Origin of the sequence: Aquabacterium sp. (genome assembly GCF_044226965.1) — a bacterium.
In the GTDB taxonomy this organism is placed as follows: Bacteria; Pseudomonadota; Gammaproteobacteria; order Burkholderiales; family Burkholderiaceae_C; genus Pseudaquabacterium.
Genome location: NZ_JBGAGA010000032.1, coordinates 42099 through 65849 on the forward strand (window position 1 = coordinate 42099; position 23751 = coordinate 65849).

Genomic DNA, 23751 nt, shown 5'->3' on the forward strand with positions numbered 1-23751 from the left:
ACCGCCATGCTCGACTACCCGACCCTCAAGATCCTCTGGTGGCTGCTCGTCGGCGTGCTGCTCATCGGCTTCGCCGTCATGGACGGCCATGACATGGGCGTGGGCACGCTGCTGCCCTTCGTCGGCCGCGGCGACGACGAACGCCGCGTCGTCATCAACACCGTCGGCCCGCACTGGGACGGCAACCAGGTGTGGTTCATCACCGGCGGCGGCGCCCTCTTCGCGGCCTGGCCGCTGGTGTATGCCACCGCCTTCAGCGGCTTCTACTGGGCCATGCTGGCGGTGCTGTGGGCGCTGTTCTTCCGGCCGGTGGGCTTCGACTACCGCAGCAAGATCCACAACGCCACCTGGCGCGCCACCTGGGACTGGGGCCTGTTCGTCGGCGGGGCGGTCCCGCCGCTGATCTTCGGCGTGGCCTTCGGCAACCTGCTGCAGGGCGTGCCGTTCCAGTTCGACGAGTTCCTGGTGTCGCGCTACACCGGCAGCTTCTGGCAGCTGCTGAACCCCTTCGCGCTGCTGGCCGGCGTGGTCTCGAGCGCGATGATCACGATGCACGGCGGCACCTACCTGGCCCACCGCACCGAAGGCGCGATCCAGGCGCGCGCGGCGAAGGCGGCGGTCGGGGCCACGCTGGTCACCGTGCTGGCCTTCGTGGCCGCCGGCCTGTGGCTGCGGCTGGGCGGCATCGAAGGCTATGCGATCACGTCGGCCGTGGACCCGGGGGCCGCACCCGACCCGATGGCCAAGACCGTGGTGCGCAGCGCCGAGGCCTGGTGGACCAACTACCAGCACCAGCCACTGCTGTGGGCGCTGCCGGTGCTGGGCGTGGCCGGCGCGCTGCTGGCCGCGGCGCTCGTGGCCGCGCGGCGCACGCTGGCCGCGTTCGTGGCCTCGGCGCTGGCCATGGCCGGCATCATCGGCACCGCCGGCGCGGCGATGTTCCCGTTCGTGATGCCCTCGTCCACGCTGCCGGCGGCCAGCCTCACGGTGTGGGACAGCGTCTCCAGCCACCTGACGCTGGGCCTGATGTTCTGGGCCACGCTGATCTTCATGCCGCTGATCGTCTTCTACACCGGCTGGGCCTACCGCGTGATGCGCGGCAAGGTCACCGTGGAGCACATCCGCGCCAACCGCCACACCGCTTACTAGCGCTGAGCCCTGGGAGCCCGCCATGTCCTCCGCCGCCCTGCCCCTTGAACCCACCGGCCTGCCGGCCGGCGATGCCGAGCGCCGCCAATGGCTCATTGCCACCGGCGTCGCCGGCGGCGCCGCGGCAGTGGCCACGGCCGTGCCCTTGGTCGCTTCACTGGCACCGAGCGAACGCGCCAAAGCGCAGGGCGCCGCGGTGACGGTGGACATCGGCGACCTTGCGCCCGGCGCGCTGAAGACGGTGGAATGGCGTGGCAAGCCGGTGTGGATCCAGCGCCGCACGCCCGAGATGGTGGCCGCGCTGCAGGGCCAGGCCGCGCGGCTGGCCGACCCCGATTCGGCGCGCGACCACCTGCCGCCGGCGCTGGCCAATGCCGGGCGCTCGCTGCGGCCGGAGGTCTTCGTCGCGGTGGGCATCTGCACCCACCTCGGCTGCTCGCCCACCGCGGTGGCCGCCGGCAGCGGCCATCCCAGCGTCGGCGGCGACTGGCACGGCGGCTTCTTCTGCCCCTGCCACGGCTCCACCTTCGACCTGGCCGGCCGCGTGTTCAAGGACAAGCCGGCGCCCAGCAACCTGGAGATCCCGCCGCACCGCTACCTGAGCGAGACGCGGCTCGTCATCGGCGAAGACGGCAGCGCCTGAGCGCGGCTGGCCGAAGGAGAACAAGGCATGTGGTACTTCACCTGGATCCTGGGCGTCGGCTTCGCGGTGCTGCTGGCCGTGATGAACGCGATGTGGGGCGAGAACGAACAGGCCCGCGCCGACGCCGAGCGCGACGGCGGCGGCTCATGAGCGGCGAAACACAGGCGCCGCAGCGGCTGCACGGGCCCTGCCTGGCCGCGGCGCTGGCGATCATGCTGGCCGTCACCGCCTACCCGCCGCTGCTGGCCCACGCCGGCCGCGCCGACCATGGCCTGGCGCTGCTGCTGGCCTGGGCCATGAGTGCCGGCTTCGTGCGTGGCGTAGGCTTCGTGCCGCGCCACGGGGCCTGGCGCTGGCTGTTCTCCGGCCGGGCGATGCTGCTGGCGCTGGGCCTGGCCGCCGCCACCGCGCTGGCCCGGATGGCCTGACCCATGAAGTGAGCGTCCATGTATTTCCGCATGCTGCACGACGAAGCCAGCGGCGCGATGAGCTACCTGCTGGCCGACCTGGCCGCCGGCGAGGCGGTGCTGGTGGACCCGCGCGGCACCGACCTGCCGGTGCTGCGCGCGATGCTGGCCGAGCACCGGCTCGCCACGCGCTGGGTGCTGCGCACCCACGAGCACGACCGTTGCCTGGCGCCGGACGAGCGGCGCGCGCTGGCCGCACTGCAGCAACTGGACGCGCCGCTGGTGGTGCATGCGGTGCCGGCCGACCCGCTGCTGCCGTTCGGTGACGAGTTCATCCGCGTCCTCGCCACCCCCGGCCACACCCCGCACTGCCTGAGCTTCCGCTGGCGCGACCGGCTGTTCTGCGGCGGCCTGCTGGCCGGAGACGCCTGTCCGCACCAGCCGCGGCCGGCGCTGCCGCAGGCGCTCTGGGACAGCGTGACCGAACAGATCTTCCCGCTGCCGGGCGAGACGCTGCTGTTCAGCGGCCACGCGCGGCATGGCCGCGCCGCCAGTACCGTGTTCGAGCAACGCCGCTGGCACCCCTGGTTCGGCGGTGCCGCGCGCGACGAGTTCCTGGCCCGCGTCGCCACCGGGCCCATCGCCAACGGAGTGCACTGATGACCTCCCACCGCATCACCGTCCTCGGGGCCGGCTTCGCCGCCCTCTCGGCCGTGCGCGCGCTGCGCCGCCAGGCCCCGGCCGCCGAGATCTCGCTGATCGCCCCGCGCGCCGAGCTGCACTACCTGCCCGGCATCATCTGGATCCCGAGCGGCTTGCGCCGGCGCGAGGACCTGATCGTGCCGCTGGACCGGTTCTTCGCCCGCCAGCGCGTGCGCTTCGTGCAGGCCGAGGTCACCGGCCTGTCGGACGATGGCCGCAGCGTGCACACCAGCGCCGGCACCGAAGCCAACGACGGCCTGGTCATCGCCACCGGTGGCCGCTTCATCAAGAAGCTGCCGGGCATCGAGCACGCGATCACGCCCTGCGAGGGCATTGCCGCCGCCGAGCGCATCCGCGACCGGCTGCAGGCACTGCGCAGCGGCAGCATCGCGATCGGCTTCGCCGGCAACCCGAACGAGCCCACCGCGGTGCGCGGCGGACCGATGTTCGAGTTCCTGTTCGGCATCGACGAGCAGCTGCGCCGCGAAGGCCGGCGCGCCCAGTTCGACCTGGTGTTCTTCAACCCGTCCAGCGAGCCGGGCAACCGCCTTGGCCCGAAGGCCGTGCGCTACCTGCTCGACGAGATGGCGCGCCGCGGCATCCGCACGCACCTGGGACACAAGCTGGTGCGCTTCGAGCCCGACCGGGTGGTGACCGAAGGCGGCGAGTTTCCGGCCGACCTGCTGCTGTTCATGCCCGGCATGACCGGCAACGCCTGGTTCGACCAGACGACGCTGCCGCGCTCGCCGGGCGGCCTGCTGCGCGCCGATGCGCAGTGCCGCGTGCCGGGCTTCGCGCGGGTGGTGGTGGCCGGCGACGCCGGCAGCTTCCCGGGCCCGGACTGGATGCCCAAGCAGGCGCACATGGCCGACCTGCAGGCCGAGGCCGCCGCGCGCAACCTGGTGGCCGACCTCGAAGGCCGCGACTCGCAGGCCGGCTTCGAGGCCGAGCTGGTGTGCATCGTCGACGCGCTGGACAGTGGCACGCTGATCTGGCGCACGCCGCGGCGCAACGGGCTGCTGCCGGCCGGCCGGCTGATGCACTGGGCCAAGCGCGGCTTCGAATGGCAGTACCTGCGGCGCTACCGCTGACCTACGTTTACCCGCGGCGCCCGGCCACCTGGCCGCAGACCCGCTCGCACAGCGCGAACACCGAGCTGTCGGCAATGCGGTAGTACGCCGCGGTGCCGCGCCCTTCGCGCCGCACCAGGCCGTGCTGCGCCAGCAGCGCCAGGTGGCGCGAGACGTTGGCCGAGGTGCAGGCGCAGGCCCGCGCCAGCTGGCCGACATTGCATTCGCCCTCGCGCAGCAGGTTCAGGATCTGCAGCCGCGTCGGCTCGGCCAGCACGTGGAAGTAGGCGGCCACCCGCGCCAGTTCGCCCGGGGGCAGCCCGTCCATCGAAGGGCAGGCCGGGCCGGCCGCCACCCCGGGCGGCCGCGAGCCAGTCTTCGACGGCATCCGCGTCATGTTATTGCTTGACTATTTGCGTACATAGTTAAATACTACAGTATCCGAACCAGAAACGGAACCGCAGGAGAGATTCATGGTGTGTAGATCGCAGCGCCTTTGCCGTCCGGTGCCGCCGGCGCGTGGCTTGGCCGCCGTGGTGCTGGCCATTGCCGCGCTCGCGGGCCCGGCCCGCCCCGCCGCCGCCCAGGCGCCGCAACTGGCCACGCTGGTGGTGGCGCCCCAGGCCGGCGCCCGCGCCTCGGCGCAGGACGGCGCGGTGGAGGCCGTGCGCCAGACCGTGGTGGCCGCGCAGGTGGCCGGCGCGGTGGTGAGCCTGCCGGTGAAGGTGGGCGACAAGGTCAAGGCCGGCCAGGTGCTGCTGCGCCTGGATGCGCGTGCCGCCGAGCAGCAGGCCGGCGCCGCCGCCGCCCAGGTGCAGGCCGCGCGCGCCGCGCTGGATGCCGCCACCACCGAATACGAGCGCCAGCGCCAGCTGTTCCAGAAGCAGTACATCAGCCAGGCCGCGCTGGAGCGCGCCGAGGCCCAGTACAAGTCCGCCAGCGCGCAGGCCGCGGCCCAGCTCGCCGCCGCCAATGCCGCGCGCACCGAGACCGGCTACTTCGTCGTCAAGGCGCCGTACGACGGCATCGTCTCCGACCTGCCGGTGGTGCTGGGCGACATGGCGATGCCGGGCCGCCCGCTGCTGACGCTGTACGACCCCAGCGCACTGCGCGTGTCGGTGGCGGTGCCCGAGACGGCGGTGCCGGCGCTGCGCGCGGCCACGGCCGGCCAGTTCTCGATCGAGCTGCCGGGCGCCAGCGCCAGCCGCGTGGTGCCGCAGCAATGGCAGCTGCTACCGTCGGCCGACCCCAGCACCCACACCGCGGTGCTGCGGCTCGAGCTGCCGCCCAACACCGCGGCCAGCCCCGGCATGTTCGCCCGCGCCTGGCTGCCTGCCGGCGGCACGGTGTCGCAGCGGGTGACGATTCCCGCCAGCGCCGTGGTGCAGCGCGCCGAGCTGAAGGCGGTCTACGTGCTGGACGCCAACGGCAAGCCCCTGCTGCGCCAGCTGCGCCTGGGCCCGGTGCAGGGCGACCAGGTCGAGGTGCTGTCGGGCCTGAAGGCCGGCGAGCGCGTCGCGCTCGATCCCCAGGCCGCCGCGCGGGTGCAGTGATGAACGAATCCCCGCACAGCGCAGGCCTGGGCGTCTCCGGCCGCATCGCCCGCTTCTTCCAGAGTGCGCAGATCACCCCGCTGCTGGCGCTGGTGGCGCTGCTGCTGGGCGTGTTCGCGGTGCTCGTCACCCCGCGCGAGGAAGAGCCGCAGATCAACGTGACGATGGCCAACGTGCTGATCCCCTTCCCCGGGGCGGCGGTGGCCGATGTCGAGCAGATGGTGGCCACGCCGGCCGAGCAGGTGCTGTCGCAGATGGCCGGCATCGAGCACGTGATGAGCGTCTCGCGCCCGGGCCTGGCCGTCATCACCGTGCAGTTCAAGGTCGGCGTGCCGCGCACCGAGGCCCTGGTCCGGCTGTACGACACGGTGAACGCGAACGCCGACTGGCTGCCGCGCAACCTGGGCGTGGGCGCGCCGCTGATCAAGCCCAAGGGCATCGACGACGTGCCGATCGTGACGCTCACCTTGCACGCCAGCGACCCGCAGGCCGGCGCCTTCGACCTCGAGCGCGTGGCGCACACGCTGGAAGCCGACCTGAAGCGCGTGCCCGGCACCCGCGAGGTGGTGACCATCGGCGGCCCCGGCCGCGCGGTGCGGGTGGAACTCGATCCCGCGCGCATGGCCGGCAGCGGCGTGGCGGTGCAGGACATCCGCCAGGCGCTGCAATCGGCCAACCAGGGCGCGCCGCTGGGCCAGGTGCTGGGCGCCGACCGCGCGGTCGACCTCGAGGCCGGCCCCTGGCTGCGCGACGCGCGCGAGATGGCCGAGCTGGTGGTCGGCGTGCGCAACGGCCGACCGGTCTACCTGCAGGACGTGGCCCGCGTCGTCGACGGCCCGCTGCCGCCGCAGCGCTACGTGTGGCACGGCACCGCCGGCAAGACCCCGGCGGAGAGCCCCGCGGTGACCATCGCCATCACCAAGAAGCCGGGCGAGAACGCCATCGGCGTGGCCGATGCGGTGATGCAGCGCGTGGGCGCCTTGCGCAACACGCTGATCCCGCAGGGCGTGGAAGTGGCCGAGACGCGCAACTACGGCGCCACCGCCAACGACAAGGCGATGAAGCTGATCCAGAAGCTGCTGTTCGCCACCGCCTCGGTCGTCGCGCTGGTGTTCCTGGCACTGGGCCGGCGCGAGGCGGCCATCGTCGGCAGCGCGGTGATCCTCACGCTCACCGTCACGCTGTTCGCCTCCTGGGCATGGGGCTTCACGCTGAACCGGGTGTCGCTGTTCGCGCTGATCTTCTCGATCGGCATCCTGGTCGACGACGCGATCGTGGTGGTGGAGAACATCCACCGCCACATGGCGCTGCACCCGGAGAAGACGCTGGTGCAGCTGATCCCCGGCGCGGTGGACGAGGTCGGCGGCCCGACCATCCTGGCCACGCTGACGGTCATTGCCGCGCTGCTGCCGATGGCCTTCGTCTCCGGCCTGATGGGGCCGTACATGGGCCCGATCCCCATCAACGCCAGCATGGGCATGCTGCTGTCGCTGGCCATCGCCTTCATCGTCACGCCCTGGCTCGCCCGCCTGTGGCTGAAGCACGACGCGCATGCCGCGCCCGCGGCCGGCCATGCGGCCGAACCCAAGGGCCTGGCCGCGCGCATCGGCCCGCTGTTCGAACGCATCTTCCGCCCGCTGCTGGACGAGCAGCGCGGCGCGCGCCATCGCGCGTTGCTGGGTCTGGCCGTGGCCGGGCTGATCGCCGTCTCGCTGGCGCTGCCGGTGCTGGGGCTGGTGGTGCTGAAGATGCTGCCCTTCGACAACAAGTCGGAATTCCAGGTGGTGGTCGACATGCCGGCCGGCACGCCGGTGGAGCGCACGGCCGCGGTGCTGCGCGAGATGGCCGCTTACATCGCGCGCCAGCCTGAAGTGGTGGACTACCAGGCCTACGCCGGCACCGCCGCGCCGATCAACTTCAACGGCCTGGTGCGGCAGTACTACCTGCGCGCCGGCGGCGAGGTGGGCGACCTGCAGGTGAACCTGGTCGACAAGCACCACCGCAGCGAGCAGAGCCACGCCATCGCCACCCGCCTGCGGCCCGAGCTGCAGAAGATCGGCCTGCGCCATGGCGCCAACGTCAAGGTGGTGGAAGTGCCGCCCGGCCCGCCGGTGCTGGCCCCCATCGTCGCCGAGGTCTACGGCCCCGACGCGAACGGCCGCCGCACGGTGGCGCAGGCGGTGCGCCAGGTGTTCAGCGCCACCCCCGGCGTGGTGGATGTCGATGACTCGGGCATCGCCGACGCGCCGAAGCAGCTGCTGCTGGTGGACCGGCGCAAGGCCGCGCAGCTGGGCATTCCGCAAGCGGCCATCGTCGGCACGCTGCAGGCCGGCCTCGGCGGCGAGCCGGTGACCTACCTGCACGACGGCAGCAAGTACCCCGCCGCCGCCACGCTGATGCTGCCGGCCGAGCGCCAGGGCGAGCTGGACACGCTGCTGCAGCTGGGCGTGCGCTCGGCCGCCGGCGCGCTGGTGCCGGTGCGCGAGCTGGTGCGCGTGAGCGACACGCAGCGCGAGCAGCCGCAGTACCACAAGGACGGCCTGCCGGTGCACTACGTCGTCGGCGACATGGCCGGCGCGGTCGACAGCCCGCTGTACGGCATGTTCAAGATGCGCGCGGCGCTGGCGGCCATCCGCACGCCCGGCGGCGGCACCCTGGGCGAGACCTTCATCCGCCAGCCGGCCGATGCCTGGCGCGACTACGCGCTGAAGTGGGACGGCGAGTGGCAGATCACCTACGAGACCTTCCGCGACATGGGCGCCGCCTACGCGGTGGGCCTGATCCTGATCTACCTGCTGGTGGTCGCGCAGTTCGGCAGTTATCTCACGCCGCTGATCATCATGGCGCCGATCCCGCTCACCATCGTCGGCGTGATGCCGGGCCATGCGCTGCTGGGCGCGCAGTTCACCGCCACCAGCATGATCGGCATGATCGCGCTGGCCGGCATCATCGTGCGCAACTCGATCCTGCTGGTCGACTTCATCCGCCTGCAGGTGGCGCAGGGCATGCCGCTGAAGGAAGCGGTGGTGCGCTCGGCCGCCACGCGGGCCCAGCCCATCGTGCTGACCGGCCTGGCCGCGATGCTGGGCGCCTTCTTCATCCTCGACGACCCGATCTTCAACGGCCTGGCGATCTCGCTGATCTTCGGCATCTTCGTCAGCACGCTGCTGACGCTGGTGGTGATCCCGCTGCTGTACTTCGTGGCCTACCGCCACCGGCCCGAGGCCGTGGCCCACCCCCAAGGAGCCGCCGCATGAAGCCGCTGCGTCACCGCATCGTCGCGCTGGCCGCGCTGGCCGGCGCCTTGACCCTGGCGACCGGGCCCGCCCGCGCGCTGGACCTGGTGCAGGCCTGGCAGGCCGCGCAGGGCCACGCGCCCGAGGCCGCGGTGGCCGAGGCGCAGCGCCAGGCCGGCCAGGCCCAGGGCCGGCAGGCCGAGGCCTTGTGGAAGCCCACCGTCGCGCTCGAAGCCGGCCTGGCCTATGCGCGCAGCGAGAGCGCGGTGCGCGGCGCGCAGTTCGCGGCGCCGGGCTTCGGCAGCGCCACCGGCGTGGCCTTCGACACCTCGGTGACCGGTGGCCCGTCGGCGCGCTACGCGCTGGCGCTGCGCCAGCCTGTCTACAGCCGCGAGCGCAGCGCGCGCGGCGAGGCCCTGAGCGTGGCCGCCCGCGCCGCCGAGCTGCAGTGGGCGCAGGCCCGCCAGGCGCTGATGCTGCGCACCGCGCAGGCCTACTTCGACGCGGCGCTGGCCGCCGAGCGGCTGCGCCTGCTGCAGCAACAGCAGCAGGCCGTGGCGCGTGCGGCCACCGAGGCGCAGGACCGCTTCCGCCTTGGCGACAAGCCGATCACCGAAGTGCACGAGGCAGCGGCCCGGCTGGCCGCGCTGAAGGCCGAGGTGCTGGCGGCGCAGACGCAGCTGAGCCTGGCGCGCCAGGCGCTGGACGACCTGACCGGCCTGGGCAACGCCGCGCAGGCGCTGGCCCTGCCGCAGGCCGCGCCGCGCATCGACGACCTGGGCACGCTGCCCGAATGGCTGGCCCGTGCCGAACGCCAGAGCCCGCAGCGCCAGCTGGCCGAGGCGCAGCTGCAGGTGGCGCAGGCCCAGGCCCACGCCAGCAGCGCGGCCTATGCGCCCACGGTGGACGTGGTGGCGATGATGGGCCGCGACCGCCTGTCCGGCGACGGCGACTTCGGCCGCGCCAGCAACACCGCCGCGCAGGCTGCGGTGGGCCTGCAGCTGCAGGTGCCGCTGTACACCGGCGGGCTGCAGAGTGCCCAGCATGCCGAGCACCGCGCGCGGGTCGACCAGGCCCGCGCCGAGCTGGCGCAGGTGCGGCTGCAGGTCACGCAGCAGGCCCGCGCGGCCTGGCTCGACCTCTCGGTGGGCCAGGGTCGGCTCGAGGCGCTGGCCGCCGCGCAGGCCGCCAGCCAGCTGCGGCTGGACGCCACCCGCGTCGGCCAGCAGGCCGGTGACCGCACCACGCTGGACCTGCTCAATGCCGAGAACGATGCGATGGGCGCCCGGCTGGCGCTGGTCTCGGCCCGCGTGCGGCAACTGGTCGACCGCCTGCGGCTGGCCGCCATCGCCGGCGAACTGGACGAATCCACGCTGCAGCAGGCCAACGCCCAGCTGCCCGCGCCGGCCGCGCGCTGACCCGCGCCCGCCAGCCCCCCACCTGATCCGATCCCCCCACCCCGACCCACAGGAGACAACCCCATGGCACACATCGTCGTCCTCGGCGCCGGCCTCGGCGGCATGCCGGCGGCCTACGAGCTGAAGGCCGAGCTCGGCTCGGCCCACCGCATCACCGTGATCAACGCGCTGGACTACTTCCAGTTCGTGCCGTCGAACCCCTGGCTCGCGGTGGGCTGGCGCGAGCGCGAGGCGATCACGATGCCGATCGCGCCGGCGCTGCAGAAGAAGGGCATCGAGTTCATCGGCCAGCCGGTGACCCGCATCGACGCCGAGGGCAACGCGGTGGAGCTGAAGGACGGCTCGCGCGTGGCCTACGACTACCTGGTCATCACCACCGGCCCGCGCCTGGCCTTCGAGGAGGTGCCGGGCTCGGGCCCGGTGGGCGGCTTCACGCAGTCGATCTGCACCACCGACCATGCCGAGCATGCGCTGGGCGCCTACCAGCGCTTCCTCGAGGCGCCGGGCCCGGCGATCATCGGCGCGATGCCGGGTGCCTCGTGCTTCGGCCCGGCCTACGAGTTCGCCTTCATCTTCAGCCGCGACCTGCAGAAGCGCAAGACGCGCCACAAGGTGCCCATCACCTTCGTCACGGCCGAGCCCTACATCGGCCACCTGGGCCTGGGCGGCGTGGGCGACTCGAAGAGCATGCTCGAGAGCGAGCTGCGCAACCACGACATCAAGTGGATCTGCAATGCCAAGGTCACCAAGGTCGAGGACGGCAAGATGTTCGTCACCGAGCTCGACGACATGGGCCAGGTCAAGCGCGAGCACGAGCTGCCGTTCAAGTACAGCATGATGCTGCCGGCCTTCAAGGGCGTGGACGCGGTGGCGCAGGTGGAAGGCCTGTGCAACCCGCGCGGCTTCGTGCTGATCGACGAATACCAGCGCAGCAAGAAATATCGCAACATCTACTCGGCCGGCGTGTGCGTGGCGATCCCGCCGGTGGAGGTCACGCCGGTGCCCACCGGCGCGCCCAAGACTGGCTACATGATCGAATCGATGGTCTCGGCCATCGTGCACAACATCGCCGCCGAGCTGAAGGGCGAGTCGGTCACGGCCAAGGGCACCTGGAACGCGATCTGCCTGGCCGACATGGGCGACACCGGCGCCGCCTTCGTCGCGCTGCCGCAGATCCCGCCGCGCAACGTCAACTGGTTCAAGAAGGGCAAGTGGGTGCACCTGGCCAAGATCGCGTTCGAGAAGTACTTCCTCTACAAGATGAAGAACGGCAGCTCCGAGCCGGTGTACGAGAAGTACGTGCTGAAGGCGCTGGGCATCACGCGGCTGATGGACCACAAGTAGGCGGGCGGCGCGACGGCGTCAGAACCGGGTCGTCAACCGCGTCAGCCAGTCGGGCGAGGCCTGCACCAGCCAGGCCTCGAGCGGCTTGTCCAGGCCGCTCAGGATCAGCAGGCCGATCGCCAGCATCAGCGCGCCCAGCACCGTCTTGCCGGCGCGGCCGGCCTGCAGCAGGCGGCCGCGCAGCCGCAGCATCGCGGCGCGCGACACCGCCCCCAGCAGCAGCACCGGCAGCGCCGCGCCCAGGCCGAACAGCGCCATCACCAGCGCGGCCTGCGCCAGCTGCGTGCCCTGGCTGGCCAGCACGATGGCCGCGCCCAGCGTCGGCCCGACGCAGGGGCTCCACACCACGCCCAGCATCAGCCCGACGATGAACTGCCCGCGCAGGCCCTGCGGATCGAGCCGGGCCAGCCAGCGCTGGCCGGCGTCGCCCAGGCCCGCGGTGGCCACCGCGAAACGCTGCTGCAGCGCGCCGGACAGCAGCACCAGCCCCAGCAGCACCAGCAGCACCGCGCCCACGCTGCGCAGGCTGGCGGTGTCGAAGCCGAAGGCCGCGCCGGCCCACGCGATGGCCGTGCCGATCACCGCATAGGACAAGGCCAGCCCGGCGGCCAGTGCCAGCGGCGCGCGCGCATGCGCGGCCAGCGCCGAGCCCAGCAGGATCGGCAGGATCGGCAGCACGCAGGGCGACAACGTGGACAGCAGGCCGGCCAGCAGCGCCAGGCCCAGGCTGCCCGGGCCCAGCGCCATCAGCGCAGGGCCTGCTTGAACAGCCCCTCGATGCCCTCGGGCGTGGTGTCACCCACCGAGCGGGCCACTTCCTTGCCGCCCTTGAAGGCCACCAGCGTGCTCTGTGCGCTGACCTTGAACTGGCGCAGCACCGGCTTGTCGGCATCGAAGTCCACCGCCAGCAGCGTCAGGCCCTGGTAGGCGGGCTGGCGCAGCAGGCCGTCGATGATGGGCTTCTGCGCCTTGCAGGTGGGGCACCAGGTGGCGCTGACATCCACCACCACCGGCTTGCCCTCGCGGGCCAGCTGGTCGAAGGCCGCCTGGCTGAACTTGCGCGGCTCGGCGGCCGCGGACAGCTGGGCCATCGCAGCAAGGGCGCACACGGCCAGCAGGGCCAGGGTCTGACGACGACGCATGGGGAGACTCTCCTGAAGACGAAACCGGTAATCCGCTTGGTCGGCGCCGGCCGGCGAAACCTTACAAGGCTCCGCCCACGGCCGGCCGCGGCGCGGCGGCCCGCTCGCCCGGCAGCGCCAGCAGCGCCGTCGCGGTGAGCAGCGCGATGCCAGCCATCGCCAGCAGCAGCACCTCGAAGCCCGCGGCCTTGACCACCGGGCCCAGCGCCCACACCGCCAGCGAGCTGATGCCCAGCGAGATGGTCAGCCGCATGCCGGCCACGCGCGAGCGCATGCGGTCGTCGACGTAGCGCACGATCACCGCATCGGTGAACGGAATGGCGCCGAAGATCAGCACCATCACGCCCAGCAGCGCGGCATACAGCCACCAGCCCTGCGCCTGCGAGGCCAGCAGCAACAGCGGCGCCTGGCAGCTGACGACGAACAGCTGCAGGCGCTTGAGCGGCACGCGGTCGAGCAGCCGGCCCACCACCACCTGCGCCAGCGAGGCCACCGCGTAGACGGCCGCCAGCATCGCCCCCAGCGTGGAGGGGTCGGTCACCAGGCCGGCCAGGCGCTGCTGCAGCAGCTGGGCATTGCCGTTGGTCGTCAGGTTGAACAGCAGGCCGCCCGAGGCCGAGGCCACCGTCATCACCACCAGCACGCGGGCGAGCTGGCCGCTGTCCAGCGCCACCGCGTTCTGGCGTGCGCGCCGGGCCGGCGGCTCGGCTTCGCGCGGCGCGACCCGCGCAAACACCAGGCCCAGGGCCAGGCACACCAGGCCCGGCACCGCGAACGCCGCGCGCCAGCCGAAGGCCTGCACCAGCAGGCCGGTGACCAGCGCCGCCGCGGCAATGCCCATGTTGCCCGCCAGGCCGTTGACGCCGATGGTGGCGCCCGGCCGCCTGGCGCCCTGCACCAGCATCGGAATGCCCACCGGGTGGTAGATGGCCGAGAACAGCCCCAGCAGCGTCAGCGCACCGGCCAGTTGCCACGGGCCCTGCGCCAGCGCACACAGCAGCGCCGAGGCGCCCATGCCGAAGAAGAACACCAGCATCATCTGGCGCCGCCCCCACAGGTCGCCGAGCCGCCCCGCGGGCAGCGAGCCCAGGCCGAACATCAGGAACGCGCCGGTGCCGTAGGGCATCACGTCCTCCCAGCGCTGGAAGCCGAAGTCGTGCGCGATGGTGCCCACCGCGGCGGCAAAGATCAGCAGGAACAGGTGGTCCAGCGTGTGGGCGATGTTGAGCAGCAGCGCGGTGGAGCGGGACGGGGTCATGGGCGGACAGGCGAACGACGGCACGCGGTTCGCAAGGGGCAGCGTGGATTGGCCCGATTGTCGGTGCGGGCGCGCGGCACGCGCTGCCGTGGGGACAAGCCGCGGCGTATGCTCCCCGGCTTGCCACCCGCGTGGCCCCCCGCAAAGGACCGCTGCCGATGATCCGCCCTGCCCTGCCCGCCTTGCTGGCCACCTGCATCGCCCTGGCCTGCCCGCTGGTCGCTCACGCAGCCCTGAAGTCCGGCGATGCCGCACCCGGCTTCAGCGCGCCGGCGTCGCTGGACGGCAAGGCCTTCACCTTCACGCTGGCCGAGGCGCTGAAGAAGGGGCCGGTGGTGGTGTATTTCTACCCGGCGGCCTACACCACCGGGTGCAACATCCAGGCCCACACCTTCGCCGTGAACGTCGACCGCTTCGCGGCCGCCGGCGCCACCATCATCGGCGTGTCGCTGGACCGCATCGAGCGCCTGAACCAGTTCTCGGCCGACCCCGACTACTGCGCCGGCAAGATCGCGGTGGCCTCCGACCCCGACGGCCGCATCGCGCGCAGCTACGACCTGAAGCTGCAGGCCGGCGCCGCCGACCACAAGGACAGCCGCGGCCAGGCCATCGGCCACGACTACGTGGAACGCACCACCTTCGTCGTCACCCCCGACGGCCGCATCGCCGCCACCGTGGGCGGCGTGCGGCCGCAGGCCAATGTCGAGCAGGCGCTGGCCGTGGTGAAGGGGCTGAAGGGGGCGGGCCGCTGAGCGCGGGCGTGTAGTCGGGCGCGCGCGACACATGAGTGCCTTGACGATCCGATTGCCCGACGACAAATACGAGCGGCTGAAAGAACTGGCGAAGCGGCGTGGCACGAGCCTCAAGCGGCTGATCGACGAAATGGCCACGCTGATCATCGCCGAGTTCGACGCGGAGGCGCGATTGCAGCTGCGCGCAGATCGCGGGCTCGGCCAGACGCAACGCGGCCTGTCCTTGCTGGCCAAGGCGAAGACGGGCTGACACGCCCAAGTCACCGCTCGTCGTGTGGTGCGCGGTGCTGTTCCGTACTCGTCGGCGGCAGCGCGCTCAACGCTCAGCGTCAGGTCTCGGCTTCTGCCCCGAGAGACTCTTCGCGACCCAAAGGAGTGGTCCGACGATCGAAGTTCGGTGCCGAGACGCAGACATCGCAAGAGGGGTCAACTGGATCACCGTAGACACAGTCACTGGTGCTGGACGGGCTCTCCTACCTACCCGGCAAACCTGATCAGAACTCGCGACCCAACTGGTAGGCGCGATCGAGATATACCCGTCGCGTGGCATCGTCCGAACCGGGAACCGCATGGAAGTACTCGTGGTCTACCCGCTTGATGCCAGGGTACCGCAATGCGTATTCGTCGATGAGCACCTTCATGGCGGACTTGAGGCCCACCTCGTAGGACTCTTCATTCCAGATCGTCGTCTGGATGATCAGCGCTTTCTCGTGTTTGAGCAGAGGGATGCGACCCCCGACATCGCCCCGCCAGGCGTCCGCCGTCATCCCGAACGCAAATCCTAGGCTGAACACGCGTTCGATCCAACCTTTGAGGATGGCCGGGAAGCCCACGAAATAGACCGGTGCGATGAATGCCAGGGCATCCGCTTGCGCGACCTTGGCTTGTTGCTCGGCGACGTCGCGCGGAGGGCCCAAGTCATGCAGTCTGCGAACCAGGTCGCGATCGTCGCGGTCACCGATCCAGCGCTTCACCATCAACCGGCGCAGTGGATTGCGCGCGCTCGCCATCAGCGACTTCTTGACGTGCCAATGCCTCAACACGTCATCGGGCACGCTGTCGTCGACCCAGTCGGGACCGTCGCGGTCGTTGAACACGGGGTCGAAGCGGATCGCATGCAGGTCGACGACCTCGTTGTCGTGCCCAGCGTCGCGCAGTCCTTCGGTAAAGCGTTCCAGGACCGCATGACAGAAGGACCGCGGATTGTGATGAGCGTAGATCGTGAGAACCTTCATACGTACCCCCGGATCACCTGCCGATCAGCGTTTGCGCCCCAGGTCACACCAGGAGGGCAACGTCGAGTGCGGCGAAAACGACGGGAGCAGCCCGTGCATGTACCCATCCCCGAAGGCGCGTGGAGCGAAGCCCACGAGGCATTCTTTCGCCGGTCAACGGATCGACGATATTCCGCCCATCGCGCCCGTTCGGATTGATGGTGATCAACGGGTTCGGGTGGACCAATGGCTGGCTTGCCTGCGCAAGTTCCGCAAAGGCGCCGTGCAGGCCGCCCGAATGTTCTGCACGTCGAAGCGGCACGCCGTGCGAACACGCGAGCCAGCGATCGAGCGGAGGTCGGCCGTTCGGCTACGGCCGCTGTTGGCCGGCCGCGTGAATCCAGGCGGCACCAAAGCGGTCATTGATCGGCGCCCGCCTGAACGTTCAAGGACTTTGGGCGTACCACACTAGCGACAATCCCGAGCGCGTTCCAGCAGCAACTGCTGCTCGCGCTTGTTGCGCGTCAGCCCCGCGGCGGCCTCGAACTCCGCGCGCGCTTCGGCCGGGCGGCCGAGCTTGACCAGCAGGTCGCCGCGCACGCTGGGCAGCCAGGGATAACGCGCCAGGGACGCGTCCGCGCGCAGCTGGTCGACGATTTCCAGCGCCGCCGCCGGTCCGAAGGCCATGCCCACCGCCACCGCGCGGTTGAGCTCGACCACCGGCGACGGATGCACCTGCACCAGCGCGTCGTACAGCGCGACGATCTGCGGCCAGTCGGTCTCGTCGGCCCGGTGCGCGCGGGCATGGCAGGCGGCGATGGCGGCCTGCAGCGCATAGGGCCCGCGCGCGCTGGCCGCACCGGCCGCGGCCGAACGCTCGAGCGCCGCCAGGCCGCGGCGGATCAGCAGCGGGTCCCAGCGCGAGCGGTCCTGGTCCAGCAGCAGCACCGGGCGGCCTTCGGCGTCGGTGCGGGCGTGCAGCCGCGAGGCCTGGATCTCCATCAACGCCACCAGGCCGTGCGCCTCGCCCTCGGCCGGCACCAGCCCGGCCAGCACGCGGCCCAGGCGCAGCGCCTCGTCGCACAGCGCGGGGCGCATCCAGTCGTCGCCGGCGGTGGCCGAGTAGCCTTCGTTGAAGACCAGGTAGATCACCTCCAGCACCGAGTCCAGCCGCTCGGCGCGCTCGGCCGCCTGCGGCACCTCGAAGGGCACGCGCGCGGCGCTGAGCGTGCGCTTGGCACGCACGATGCGCTGCGCGATGGTGGGCTCGCTGGCCAGGAAGGCGCGCGCGATCTCGTCGGTGCTCAGGCCGCCCAGCAGGCGCAGCGTGAGCGCGACGCGGGCCTCGGTCGACAGCACCGGGTGGCAGGCGGTGAAGATCAGCCGCAGCAGGTCGTCGCCGATGTCGTCGGCGCGCTTGGCGTCCAGCCCGTCGACGAAGTCGGGCACCACATGCGCCTGCAGCGCGTCCAAGTCGGCGCCCAGTTCCTCGTGCTTGCGCTGGTGCAGCGCATCGGCGCGCAGCTTGTCCAGCGCGCGGTGCTTGGCGGTGGCCATCAACCAGGCGCCGGGGTTGTCGGGCAGGCCGTCCTTCGGCCAGTGCTCGAGCGCTGCGACCAGCGCGTCCTGCGCCAGTTCCTCGGCCAGCCCGACGTCGCGCACCAGCCGCGCGACGCCGGCGATGATCTTCGCGGCCTCGATGCGCCAGACGGCCTGCACCGCTTCATGCGTGGCCTGGCGGGGGTCATGCGGCATGGGCAATCCTCGTCATGCTTTCTCGGCCAGCGCCTTCAGGTTGTTCAGGCCATCCTCGAAATCGCGGCCGACCATGCGGTCCATGTCGAAGACCACGCCCATCAGCTTCGAAATGTAGGGCGCCGGCCCCTGCATCGCCCAGCGCACCAGGGTAACGTTTCCGTCGGCTTGCAAGGTGAACTCCACCTGGTTGTGGGCCTCGAAGGGCTTGACGAAATCGAGCTTCATCGCCACGCGCGACGGCGCCTGCAGCGCGGTGATCTCCAGGCTGCCGGTGCCCACCTTGTCGCTTTCCCAGGCGTACTGCGCGCCCGGGCCCTGCGTGGTGGCGCCATAACGCCCCTTCAGCGCGGGGTCCTTGCGCTCGTAGGGGTTCCAGGCGTTGAACTGCTTCAGGTCGCCGATCAGGCCGATGATGCGTTCGGGCGGTGCCTGGATGCGCAGGCTGCGCTCGACGCGGAAGGTGTCGGGCCGCGTCGCGGCATAGGCCAGCAGCAGCACGATGGCCGCCAGCACGGCGAGGCTCAGGGTCTTGACCATGGCGGGGTGCTCCGAAGTGAGGGGTCAGTGCTGCACGCCGCGCAGGCGCGCGGTCGGCGGGCCGGGCTCGAGCTCCTCGCGCTCGAACAGCGGCCGCACCTCGATCTCGCCGTCGGCGAACGCACCATGCGGCGCGGGGAATCGGCGCACCCACTCGAGCGCCTCCTGCTTCGAGCGCACCTGGATCAGCGTGTAGCCGGCGACCAGGTCCCGGGTATCGGCGAACGGCCCGTCGACCACCGTGCGCTGGCCCTCGCGGAAACGCACACGCCAGCCCTCGCGGCTGGGCTTCAGGCCGTTGGCATCGAGCAGCACGCCGGCCCGGGCCAGCGCCTCGTGGTAGCGGGCCATCGCGTCGATCCGGTCGGGTTCGGGCGGGTCGCCGGCCTCCGTGCGGCGGCTGGCCTTGACGATGATCAGGTAGCGCATGCGCGGTCTCCGTTCGCGGGGTGATATCGACACGACGAACGAGCCGCGGCCGGATCGACAACGCGCCGGCCGTCGCGCGGTCGGCGGCCGGCACAATCGCCCGGCATTCACCACCAGGGAGCGAGGAATGAGACTGCATCGATCACGGGCGATGGGCCTGTTGCTGGCCGTCGCCGGCGCACTTGGCCTGCTCGGCCCCTTGCCGGCCCGGGCGCAGGCGCCGGCCGGGCTGATCCCGTTTTCCGAACCGGCCGACAGCGGCAGCATCGAGATCGACCTGGGCAGCCGCTACACCGGCCCCGGCATCCTGACGGTGGGCCGCCTCGGCACCAAGAAGCAGGTGGTGCTGCCGGCGGGCGACTGGGTGGTGCTGGCGGCCTTCGACTACAGGATCAGCGACGCGGACATGAGTGCGCTGGCGCTCGGCCGCTTCGACGGCAACCAGCTGCGCAGCGTGCTGCGCTTCGTGTTCAACCGCAATGTCACGCCGGTGCAGAACTGGGCCGAGTTCGATGCCTGCGCGCGCGAGGACGCGCAGGCCCTGCTGCAGACCGCCAACCTGGCCTCGGCCACGCGCAACGACTGCCAGCGGGTCAAGGCCCATGCAGCCGCCGCGCTGAACGCCGGCCACGACGGCCCGCTGATCCAGCAAAGCCTGCAGCGCCTGGGCGCGCAGGTGCCCGCGGGACCGGTGATCGTCAGCACCCAGGTGCTGGCCGAGCGCCGCTACGGCATGCTGCAGGTGCAGCGCACCGACTGGCTGGCGCCGGTGCTCGGCGCCCAAGCGGGCCAGCCGGGCGACTGGCGGGCCGATGCCCTGCCCGCTGCCCCGGAGCGGGCCCGCTACGCGAAGGCGTTGCTGGACTGGGGCCAGCGCTATCGCCAGGCCACCATGGCCGGCTTCGAACGGCGCCACCGCGACGACGACCTGGAAGCAGGCCGGCCGCCCGCGCGCGACGCGGCGCTGCTGGCGCTGGGCGACTTCGAACCGCTGTCGCGCTGAGCAAGCCACCGGCGGCGCGCTACAGCGCCACGTCGTAGCGCAGGAAGCCGTGCCAGCGCGCGACGCGGTCGTACAGCGCGCGGGCACGGGCGTTGTCCTGGTGCGTGGTCCAGTAGAAGCGCGAGGCGCCGCGCTCGCGCGCCAGCGTGGCCAGGTGGGCAATCAGCGCGGCGGCCACGCCGCGGCCGCGCACGGCCTCGTCGACGAACAGGTCCTGCAGGTACAGCGCATCGCCGGCCCAGATCGTCGGGTGGAAGTAGTGGTGCGCGATGCCCAGCACGCGGCCTGAGTGCTCGCGCGCGGCCAGGCCCTGGACCACGCGGCCTTCGAGCAGGCGCTGCCAGGTGCGCTCGTAGTCCGCGTCGGTCTGCGGCGTGCGGTAGAAGGCCTTATAGCCGCGCGCCAGCGGTTCCCAGCCGGCGCGGTCGGCCGCGCGCAGCGGGCCGATGTCGAGGTCGGGGACCGGGCTGGTCATGGCGTCGTCAGCGGCTTGGCGCGCAGCATGTCGTCGGCCATCGCCTGGGCTTCGGCACCCTGCTCGCGCAGGCCCTTGACGACCCCTTCGCGGTCGGCCGCCGCGCGGTTCTGGCTGAGCTTGAACTTGCCCACCAGCGACGTGAGCGGGATGCGCAGGCCGACGATGGCCCGCAGCATCGTCGCGGTGAACTCGGGCGGCGCATCGTCCACCGCCCAGGGCCGCGGCTGGTTGGCCTCGTGCCGCGTGGTGAGCCGGCTGACGATGGCGTGCACCGCCGCCGGATCGTCGTGCACCTGCAGGCGGCCGCGCGCCTGCACCATGCTGTAGTTCCAGGTCGGCACCACCTTGCCGTGCTCGGCCTTGGCCGGGTACCAGTTCGGGCTGACATAGCCTTGCGCGCCCTGGAACACCACCAGCACCGCAGCGCCGGGCGCCTCGCGCCACACCGGGTTGGCGCGCGCCACATGGCACAGCAGGGTACCGCAGGGAGCCTCGTCGGTGGGCGTGGGGTCGAGCAGGAAGGGCAGGCTGTTGGCCACCGGGCCGGCGTCATCGCCGGGCGTGACGAGCAGGCCGAGCGGATGCGCCCGCATCAGCGCGTGCAGCGGCTCGGGGCGGGTTTCCTCGAAATGGCGGGGCAGGTACATGCGCGCTCTCGTCAGTCGGCCAGGCCGGGTTCGCACAGCACCTCGCTGCGCACGGAGTGGGCAATGAAGCAGGCCTCGTGCGCGGCATGGTGCAGCCGCTCGTGTTCGGCGTTATCGGGTCGGCGCTCGCCGCCGAAGCGCACCACCGGGCGCAGTGTCACGCGGGTGATGGCGGTGTGGCCGGCGGCGTCCTGGTCCATCACGCCGACCGCCTGGTCGACATAGTCGTCCACCACCCAGCCGGCGCGCGCGGCGAAGTCCAGGAACCACAGCATGTGGCAGCTGGAGAGCGAGGCGACGAAGGCCTCCTCGGGGTCGACCGCCGCGGGGTCGCTGTAGGGCACGCGCACCGACAGCGGCGACGACGAGCCGGGCACCACCGCGCCGCCGTCGAAGTGCCAGTCGTGCCGGCGGCTGTAGCGCTTGTCGGTGAACACGGCGTCCTGGCGCTGCCAGGTGATGCGGGCGGTGTACTGGTGCACGGCGGCTGCGGGCGGGAGTGGATTGGCCCCCAACCTTAGCGCGCTATGCTCCATCGGGAGGAACCAATTCATGCCGGCCGACGGAACCATTCAAGACACCTCACGCGGCAGCCTGCGCCAGCAGGTCTACCTGCAGCTGCGCAGCGCCATCGAGCAGGGCACGCTGCGCGCCGGCACCCGCCTGCCCCCTTCGCGCGAGCATGCGCAGGCGCTGGGCGTGGCGCGCAACACGGTGCTGTGGGCGCTGGAGCGCTTGCGGGTCGAGGGCTTCGTGCAGGCGCGCGTGGGCGACGGCACCTACGTGGCCGATGGCGTGGCGGCGCTGGCGGTGCGGCCCGGCGGCGGCCGCGCCGCGTTGGTCGGCGAGGCCGCGCTGTCGGCGCGCGGGCGGCTGATGGCCGACACCGCACTGCGCTGGCGGCCGCCGGCGGTGATGGCGGCACCGTTCCGCATCGGCGCGCCGGAGGTCGCGAGCTTCCCGTTCGCGCTGTGGGACCGGCTCTCGCGCAGCGTCGCGCCGGCGGCGCGCCAGGGCACCGCGCAGTACCTCGACCCGCAGGGCCTGCCGGCGCTGCGCGAGGCCATCGCGCACTGGCTGCTGGTGTCGCGCGGCCTGCGCTGCAGCGCCGAGCAGGTGCTGGTGACCTCGGGCTCGCAGCAGGCCATCGACCTGATCGGCCGCCTGCTGCTGGACGTGGGCGACGAGGTGATGGTGGAAGACCCGGGCTACTCCGGCATCCGCGCCTGCCTGCTGGGCCATGGCGCGCAGGTGCGCCCGGTGCCGCTGGACGACGAAGGGCTGGACATCGCCGCCGGCGCCGCGCGCTGGCCCGGCGCGCGGCTGGTGGTGGTGACGCCGACGCACCAGTTCCCGCTGGGCCTGCGCATGAGCCTGGCGCGCCGCGTGGCGCTGATCGACTGGGCGCGCCGCTGCGGCGGCTGGATCGTCGAGGACGACTACGACGGCGAGTTCCAGTACGGCCCGCACCGCATTGCCGCGCTGGCCAGCCTGCCGCATGCCGAGCGGGTGCTGTATGTCGGCACCTTCTCGAAGACCTTGCACCCGGGCCTGCGGCTGGGCTTCATCGTGCTGCCGGCCGGGCTGGCGCCGGCGTTTGCCGCGGCCAAGGCGCTGGCCGACCGGCACTGCCCCGGCGAGCTGCAGGCGGTGCTGGCACGCTTCATCGCCGAGGGCCACCTGCTGCGCCACCTGCGCCGCATGCGCGAGCTGTACCCGCAGCGCCAGGCGCTGCTGATCGAGGCGCTGGCGCGGGCCAGCGGCGGGGCGCTGCGGCTGGCGCCGCGCGAGCAGGGCATGCACTTGACGGCTGAAGTGAGCGGCCGGCGCGGCGACGTCGCGCTGTCGGCCCGCGCGCGAGAGGTCGGCGTGATGCTGGCGCCGCTGTCGGCCTACACGCTGGAATCGCCGCGCCGCGGCTGGGTGTTCGGCTACGCGGCCTACCACGACGCAGCCCTGCGCGACGCAGCGCGCCGCGTCGGCCCGCTGTTCGCGCGCGGCTCAGCGTGAGCCCGGCAGGCTGACCGTGACGCGCAGCCCGCCCAGCGGCGAATCGGCCAGCGCCACGGTGGCGCCCAGGCGCTGCGCGATCGAGCGCACGATGGCCAGGCCCAGGCCGCTGCCGCTGTCCTGCGCCGCGCTGCTGCCGCGCACGAAGCGTTCGAACACCCGCTCGCGCTCCGGCTCGGGGATGCCGGGCCCGCTGTCGTCGACCTGCAGCAGCACGCGGCCGCCCTGCCGCTGCACGCCCACCTGCACCTCGCCGCCGGCCGGCGCGTAGCGCAGCGCGTTGTCGACGAGGTTGCGCACCAGCACCGAGAGCGCAGGGGCGTCGGCGCGCACCTTCGCATCGTCGGCCTCGTCCGCCTGCAGCGACAGGCCGCTGCCACGCGCCTGCGCCTGCGGGTGCAGGTCGGCCAGCACCTGGCGCAACAGCGGCAACAGGGCCAGGTCGCTGGCCGGCGCCGGCGCAGCACCCGGCTCCTGGCGCGCCAGCGTCAGCAGCTGCTCGACCAGCCGCGTCGCGCGCTCGACGCCGTTCACCAGCGCGTCCAGCGCGGCGGCACGGCTGGCGTCGTCGGGCGCGCGCTTGAGCAGCTGGGCCTGCAGCTTCAGCGCAGTGAGCGGCGAGCGCAGCTCGTGCGCGGCGTCGGCGACGAAAGCGCGCTGGCTGTCGAAGGCCTGGGCCACGCGCTCGAGCATCGCGTTCAGCGAATGCACCAGCGGGCGCACCTCGTCGGGCAGGTCGTCCTCGGGCAGCGGGTGCAGCGTGGCGACATCGGCCTCGCGCAGCGCGCCGGCCATGCGCGAGAGTGGCCGCAGCGCGCTGGCCACCAGCCACCACAGCGCGGCGGCCAGCAACGGGGCCACCGCCGCCAGCGGCAGCACGCTGCGCAGCGCGGCCTTGGCAGCCAGCCCTTCGCGGATGGCGATCGGCTGCGCCACCTGGATCACCTTGTCGTGCGCGGCGATCGCGAAACTGCGCCAGCGCAGGCCGTCGACCACGATGT

26 protein-coding genes are annotated in these 23751 nt (G+C 72.2%); 14 read left to right on the forward strand and 12 right to left on the reverse strand.

Annotated elements, in window-relative coordinates; all coding sequences use genetic code 11:
• Window positions 1-6: 6 nt before the first annotated feature.
• From cydB to ACILR4_RS15675, 6 genes are read left to right on the forward strand one after another with little or no spacing between them, the layout of a single operon-like run.
• The gene (gene cydB / locus ACILR4_RS15650) at window positions 7-1149 is read left to right on the forward strand and encodes a cytochrome d ubiquinol oxidase subunit II (RefSeq protein ID WP_395701781.1); all 1143 of its coding nucleotides are present in this window, start codon (window positions 7-9) and stop codon (window positions 1147-1149) included.
• 22 nt (window positions 1150-1171) lie between these two features.
• Complete coding sequence (petA, locus tag ACILR4_RS15655; RefSeq protein WP_395701782.1) at window positions 1172-1792, forward strand: ubiquinol-cytochrome c reductase iron-sulfur subunit; 621 nt, start codon at window positions 1172-1174, stop codon at window positions 1790-1792.
• Window positions 1793-1819: 27 nt separating this feature from the next.
• Window positions 1820-1942 (forward strand): cytochrome bd-I oxidase subunit CydX, encoded by a 123-nt coding sequence (gene cydX, locus ACILR4_RS15660; protein WP_395701783.1) that lies wholly within the window; start codon window positions 1820-1822, stop codon window positions 1940-1942.
• On the forward strand, window positions 1939-2220 hold the full coding sequence (locus ACILR4_RS15665; RefSeq protein WP_395701784.1) for a cyd operon YbgE family protein: 282 nt from the start codon (window positions 1939-1941) through the stop codon (window positions 2218-2220). The genes cydX and ACILR4_RS15665 overlap by 4 nt, the downstream gene beginning before the upstream one ends.
• 18 nt (window positions 2221-2238) lie before the next feature.
• A complete protein-coding gene (locus ACILR4_RS15670) occupies window positions 2239-2859 on the forward strand; it encodes a hypothetical protein (protein ID WP_395701785.1) in 621 nt (206 codons plus the stop codon).
• A complete protein-coding gene (locus tag ACILR4_RS15675; RefSeq protein WP_395701786.1) occupies window positions 2859-3992 on the forward strand; it encodes an NAD(P)/FAD-dependent oxidoreductase in 1134 nt (377 codons plus the stop codon). Before ACILR4_RS15670 ends, ACILR4_RS15675 begins: the two co-directional genes overlap by 1 nt.
• 7 nt (window positions 3993-3999) lie before the next feature.
• Here the strand turns inward: ACILR4_RS15675 and ACILR4_RS15680 are convergent, their stop codons facing one another.
• On the reverse strand, window positions 4000-4299 hold the full coding sequence (locus tag ACILR4_RS15680; protein WP_395701787.1) for an ArsR/SmtB family transcription factor: 300 nt from the start codon (window positions 4297-4299) through the stop codon (window positions 4000-4002).
• Between the two features lie 145 nt (window positions 4300-4444).
• On the opposite strand from ACILR4_RS15680, the gene ACILR4_RS15685 reads away from it, so the two are divergent.
• The 4 genes from ACILR4_RS15685 (at window position 4445) to ACILR4_RS15700 (ending at window position 11522) form a co-directional block, all read left to right on the forward strand.
• On the forward strand, window positions 4445-5524 hold the full coding sequence (locus ACILR4_RS15685) for an efflux RND transporter periplasmic adaptor subunit (RefSeq protein WP_395701788.1): 1080 nt from the start codon (window positions 4445-4447) through the stop codon (window positions 5522-5524).
• Window positions 5524-8781 carry an efflux RND transporter permease subunit gene (locus tag ACILR4_RS15690; protein ID WP_395701789.1) on the forward strand — a complete coding sequence of 1086 codons (3258 nt, stop codon included), beginning with the start codon at window positions 5524-5526 and terminating at the stop codon, window positions 8779-8781. The genes ACILR4_RS15685 and ACILR4_RS15690 overlap by 1 nt, the downstream gene beginning before the upstream one ends.
• Window positions 8778-10178: a TolC family protein gene (locus ACILR4_RS15695; RefSeq protein ID WP_395701790.1), complete on the forward strand. Its 1401-nt coding sequence runs from the start codon at window positions 8778-8780 to the stop codon at window positions 10176-10178. The genes ACILR4_RS15690 and ACILR4_RS15695 overlap by 4 nt, the downstream gene beginning before the upstream one ends.
• A gap of 63 nt (window positions 10179-10241) precedes the next feature.
• On the forward strand, window positions 10242-11522 hold the full coding sequence (locus ACILR4_RS15700) for an NAD(P)/FAD-dependent oxidoreductase (RefSeq protein WP_395701791.1): 1281 nt from the start codon (window positions 10242-10244) through the stop codon (window positions 11520-11522).
• Window positions 11523-11540: 18 nt separating this feature from the next.
• On the opposite strand, the gene ACILR4_RS15705 is transcribed toward ACILR4_RS15700, so the two are convergent.
• From ACILR4_RS15705 to ACILR4_RS15715, 3 genes are all read right to left on the reverse strand, one after another.
• Window positions 11541-12269, reverse strand: coding sequence for a cytochrome c biogenesis CcdA family protein (locus tag ACILR4_RS15705; RefSeq protein WP_395701792.1), 729 nt, complete (start codon window positions 12267-12269; stop codon window positions 11541-11543).
• Window positions 12269-12664 carry a thioredoxin family protein gene (locus ACILR4_RS15710; RefSeq protein WP_395701793.1) on the reverse strand — a complete coding sequence of 132 codons (396 nt, stop codon included), beginning with the start codon at window positions 12662-12664 and terminating at the stop codon, window positions 12269-12271. Before ACILR4_RS15710 ends, ACILR4_RS15705 begins: the two co-directional genes overlap by 1 nt.
• 61 nt (window positions 12665-12725) lie before the next feature.
• Window positions 12726-13922, reverse strand: a complete 1197-nt coding sequence (locus tag ACILR4_RS15715) for an MFS transporter (RefSeq protein ID WP_395701794.1) — start codon at window positions 13920-13922, stop codon at window positions 12726-12728.
• Window positions 13923-14080: 158 nt separating this feature from the next.
• Between ACILR4_RS15715 and ACILR4_RS15720 the strand changes: the two genes are divergently transcribed.
• Window positions 14081-14674 carry a peroxiredoxin gene (locus tag ACILR4_RS15720; protein WP_395701795.1) on the forward strand — a complete coding sequence of 198 codons (594 nt, stop codon included), beginning with the start codon at window positions 14081-14083 and terminating at the stop codon, window positions 14672-14674.
• Window positions 14675-14705: 31 nt separating this feature from the next.
• Window positions 14706-14924, forward strand: coding sequence for a ribbon-helix-helix protein, CopG family (locus ACILR4_RS15725; protein ID WP_395701796.1), 219 nt, complete (start codon window positions 14706-14708; stop codon window positions 14922-14924).
• A 244-nt stretch (window positions 14925-15168) separates the two neighbouring features.
• Here the strand turns inward: ACILR4_RS15725 and ACILR4_RS15730 are convergent, their stop codons facing one another.
• The 4 genes from ACILR4_RS15730 to ACILR4_RS15745 form a co-directional block, all read right to left on the reverse strand.
• Window positions 15169-15909, reverse strand: coding sequence for an NAD(P)H-dependent oxidoreductase (locus tag ACILR4_RS15730; RefSeq protein ID WP_395701797.1), 741 nt, complete (start codon window positions 15907-15909; stop codon window positions 15169-15171).
• 447 nt (window positions 15910-16356) lie between these two features.
• Window positions 16357-17643, reverse strand: a complete 1287-nt coding sequence (locus ACILR4_RS15735) for an RNA polymerase sigma factor (protein ID WP_395701798.1) — start codon at window positions 17641-17643, stop codon at window positions 16357-16359.
• A 12-nt stretch (window positions 17644-17655) separates the two neighbouring features.
• Entirely contained in the window at window positions 17656-18183 is a 528-nt protein-coding gene (locus tag ACILR4_RS15740) for an SRPBCC family protein (protein WP_395701799.1), read from the reverse strand.
• Between the two features lie 24 nt (window positions 18184-18207).
• On the reverse strand, window positions 18208-18612 hold the full coding sequence (locus ACILR4_RS15745; RefSeq protein ID WP_395701800.1) for a YciI family protein: 405 nt from the start codon (window positions 18610-18612) through the stop codon (window positions 18208-18210).
• 127 nt (window positions 18613-18739) lie between these two features.
• On the opposite strand from ACILR4_RS15745, the gene ACILR4_RS15750 reads away from it, so the two are divergent.
• Window positions 18740-19615, forward strand: a complete 876-nt coding sequence (locus ACILR4_RS15750) for a hypothetical protein (protein ID WP_395701801.1) — start codon at window positions 18740-18742, stop codon at window positions 19613-19615.
• A 19-nt stretch (window positions 19616-19634) separates the two neighbouring features.
• Here the strand turns inward: ACILR4_RS15750 and ACILR4_RS15755 are convergent, their stop codons facing one another.
• Genes ACILR4_RS15755 through ACILR4_RS15765 form a run of 3 tightly spaced genes read right to left on the reverse strand, consistent with a single transcriptional unit; the run spans window position 19635 to window position 21222 of the window.
• A complete protein-coding gene (locus ACILR4_RS15755; RefSeq protein WP_395701802.1) occupies window positions 19635-20090 on the reverse strand; it encodes a GNAT family N-acetyltransferase in 456 nt (151 codons plus the stop codon).
• Window positions 20087-20740, reverse strand: coding sequence for an FMN-binding negative transcriptional regulator (locus tag ACILR4_RS15760; protein WP_395701803.1), 654 nt, complete (start codon window positions 20738-20740; stop codon window positions 20087-20089). Before ACILR4_RS15760 ends, ACILR4_RS15755 begins: the two co-directional genes overlap by 4 nt.
• Before the next feature lie 11 nt (window positions 20741-20751).
• A complete protein-coding gene (locus ACILR4_RS15765) occupies window positions 20752-21222 on the reverse strand; it encodes an OsmC family protein (protein WP_395701804.1) in 471 nt (156 codons plus the stop codon).
• Window positions 21223-21292: 70 nt separating this feature from the next.
• Between ACILR4_RS15765 and ACILR4_RS15770 the strand changes: the two genes are divergently transcribed.
• The gene (locus tag ACILR4_RS15770) at window positions 21293-22750 is read left to right on the forward strand and encodes a PLP-dependent aminotransferase family protein (protein ID WP_395701805.1); all 1458 of its coding nucleotides are present in this window, start codon (window positions 21293-21295) and stop codon (window positions 22748-22750) included.
• On the opposite strand, the gene ACILR4_RS15775 is transcribed toward ACILR4_RS15770, so the two are convergent.
• A partial coding sequence (locus ACILR4_RS15775; protein ID WP_395701806.1) for a sensor histidine kinase occupies window positions 22742-23751 on the reverse strand: 1010 nt, incomplete at its 5' end. The genes ACILR4_RS15770 and ACILR4_RS15775 overlap by 9 nt on opposite strands.

Excerpts from the sequence above, each read along its gene's own strand:
- ACILR4_RS15705 (WP_395701792.1), bottom strand. The coding sequence starts at position 12,269 with ATGGCGCTGGGCCCGGGCAGCCTGGGCCTGGCGCTGCTGGCCGGCCTG.
- ACILR4_RS15710 (WP_395701793.1), bottom strand. The coding sequence starts at position 12,664 with ATGCGTCGTCGTCAGACCCTGGCCCTGCTGGCCGTGTGCGCCCTTGCT.
- ACILR4_RS15740 (WP_395701799.1), bottom strand. The coding sequence starts at position 18,183 with ATGGTCAAGACCCTGAGCCTCGCCGTGCTGGCGGCCATCGTGCTGCTG.
- ACILR4_RS15680 (WP_395701787.1), bottom strand. The coding sequence starts at position 4,299 with ATGGACGGGCTGCCCCCGGGCGAACTGGCGCGGGTGGCCGCCTACTTC.
- ACILR4_RS15720 (WP_395701795.1), top strand. The coding sequence starts at position 14,081 with ATGATCCGCCCTGCCCTGCCCGCCTTGCTGGCCACCTGCATCGCCCTG.
- ACILR4_RS15750 (WP_395701801.1), top strand. The coding sequence starts at position 18,740 with ATGAGACTGCATCGATCACGGGCGATGGGCCTGTTGCTGGCCGTCGCC.
- ACILR4_RS15770 (WP_395701805.1), top strand. The coding sequence starts at position 21,293 with ATGCCGGCCGACGGAACCATTCAAGACACCTCACGCGGCAGCCTGCGC.
- ACILR4_RS15715 (WP_395701794.1), bottom strand. The coding sequence starts at position 13,922 with ATGACCCCGTCCCGCTCCACCGCGCTGCTGCTCAACATCGCCCACACG.
- cydX (WP_395701783.1), top strand. The coding sequence starts at position 1,820 with ATGTGGTACTTCACCTGGATCCTGGGCGTCGGCTTCGCGGTGCTGCTG.
- ACILR4_RS15675 (WP_395701786.1), top strand. The coding sequence starts at position 2,859 with ATGACCTCCCACCGCATCACCGTCCTCGGGGCCGGCTTCGCCGCCCTC.
- ACILR4_RS15690 (WP_395701789.1), top strand. The coding sequence starts at position 5,524 with ATGAACGAATCCCCGCACAGCGCAGGCCTGGGCGTCTCCGGCCGCATC.
- ACILR4_RS15735 (WP_395701798.1), bottom strand. The coding sequence starts at position 17,643 with ATGCCGCATGACCCCCGCCAGGCCACGCATGAAGCGGTGCAGGCCGTC.
- ACILR4_RS15700 (WP_395701791.1), top strand. The coding sequence starts at position 10,242 with ATGGCACACATCGTCGTCCTCGGCGCCGGCCTCGGCGGCATGCCGGCG.
- ACILR4_RS15685 (WP_395701788.1), top strand. The coding sequence starts at position 4,445 with ATGGTGTGTAGATCGCAGCGCCTTTGCCGTCCGGTGCCGCCGGCGCGT.
- ACILR4_RS15730 (WP_395701797.1), bottom strand. The coding sequence starts at position 15,909 with ATGAAGGTTCTCACGATCTACGCTCATCACAATCCGCGGTCCTTCTGT.
- ACILR4_RS15665 (WP_395701784.1), top strand. The coding sequence starts at position 1,939 with ATGAGCGGCGAAACACAGGCGCCGCAGCGGCTGCACGGGCCCTGCCTG.
- ACILR4_RS15745 (WP_395701800.1), bottom strand. The coding sequence starts at position 18,612 with ATGCGCTACCTGATCATCGTCAAGGCCAGCCGCCGCACGGAGGCCGGC.
- ACILR4_RS15760 (WP_395701803.1), bottom strand. The coding sequence starts at position 20,740 with ATGTACCTGCCCCGCCATTTCGAGGAAACCCGCCCCGAGCCGCTGCAC.
- petA (WP_395701782.1), top strand. The coding sequence starts at position 1,172 with ATGTCCTCCGCCGCCCTGCCCCTTGAACCCACCGGCCTGCCGGCCGGC.
- ACILR4_RS15695 (WP_395701790.1), top strand. The coding sequence starts at position 8,778 with ATGAAGCCGCTGCGTCACCGCATCGTCGCGCTGGCCGCGCTGGCCGGC.
- cydB (WP_395701781.1), top strand. The coding sequence starts at position 7 with ATGCTCGACTACCCGACCCTCAAGATCCTCTGGTGGCTGCTCGTCGGC.
- ACILR4_RS15670 (WP_395701785.1), top strand. The coding sequence starts at position 2,239 with ATGTATTTCCGCATGCTGCACGACGAAGCCAGCGGCGCGATGAGCTAC.
- ACILR4_RS15725 (WP_395701796.1), top strand. The coding sequence starts at position 14,706 with ATGAGTGCCTTGACGATCCGATTGCCCGACGACAAATACGAGCGGCTG.
- ACILR4_RS15755 (WP_395701802.1), bottom strand. The coding sequence starts at position 20,090 with ATGACCAGCCCGGTCCCCGACCTCGACATCGGCCCGCTGCGCGCGGCC.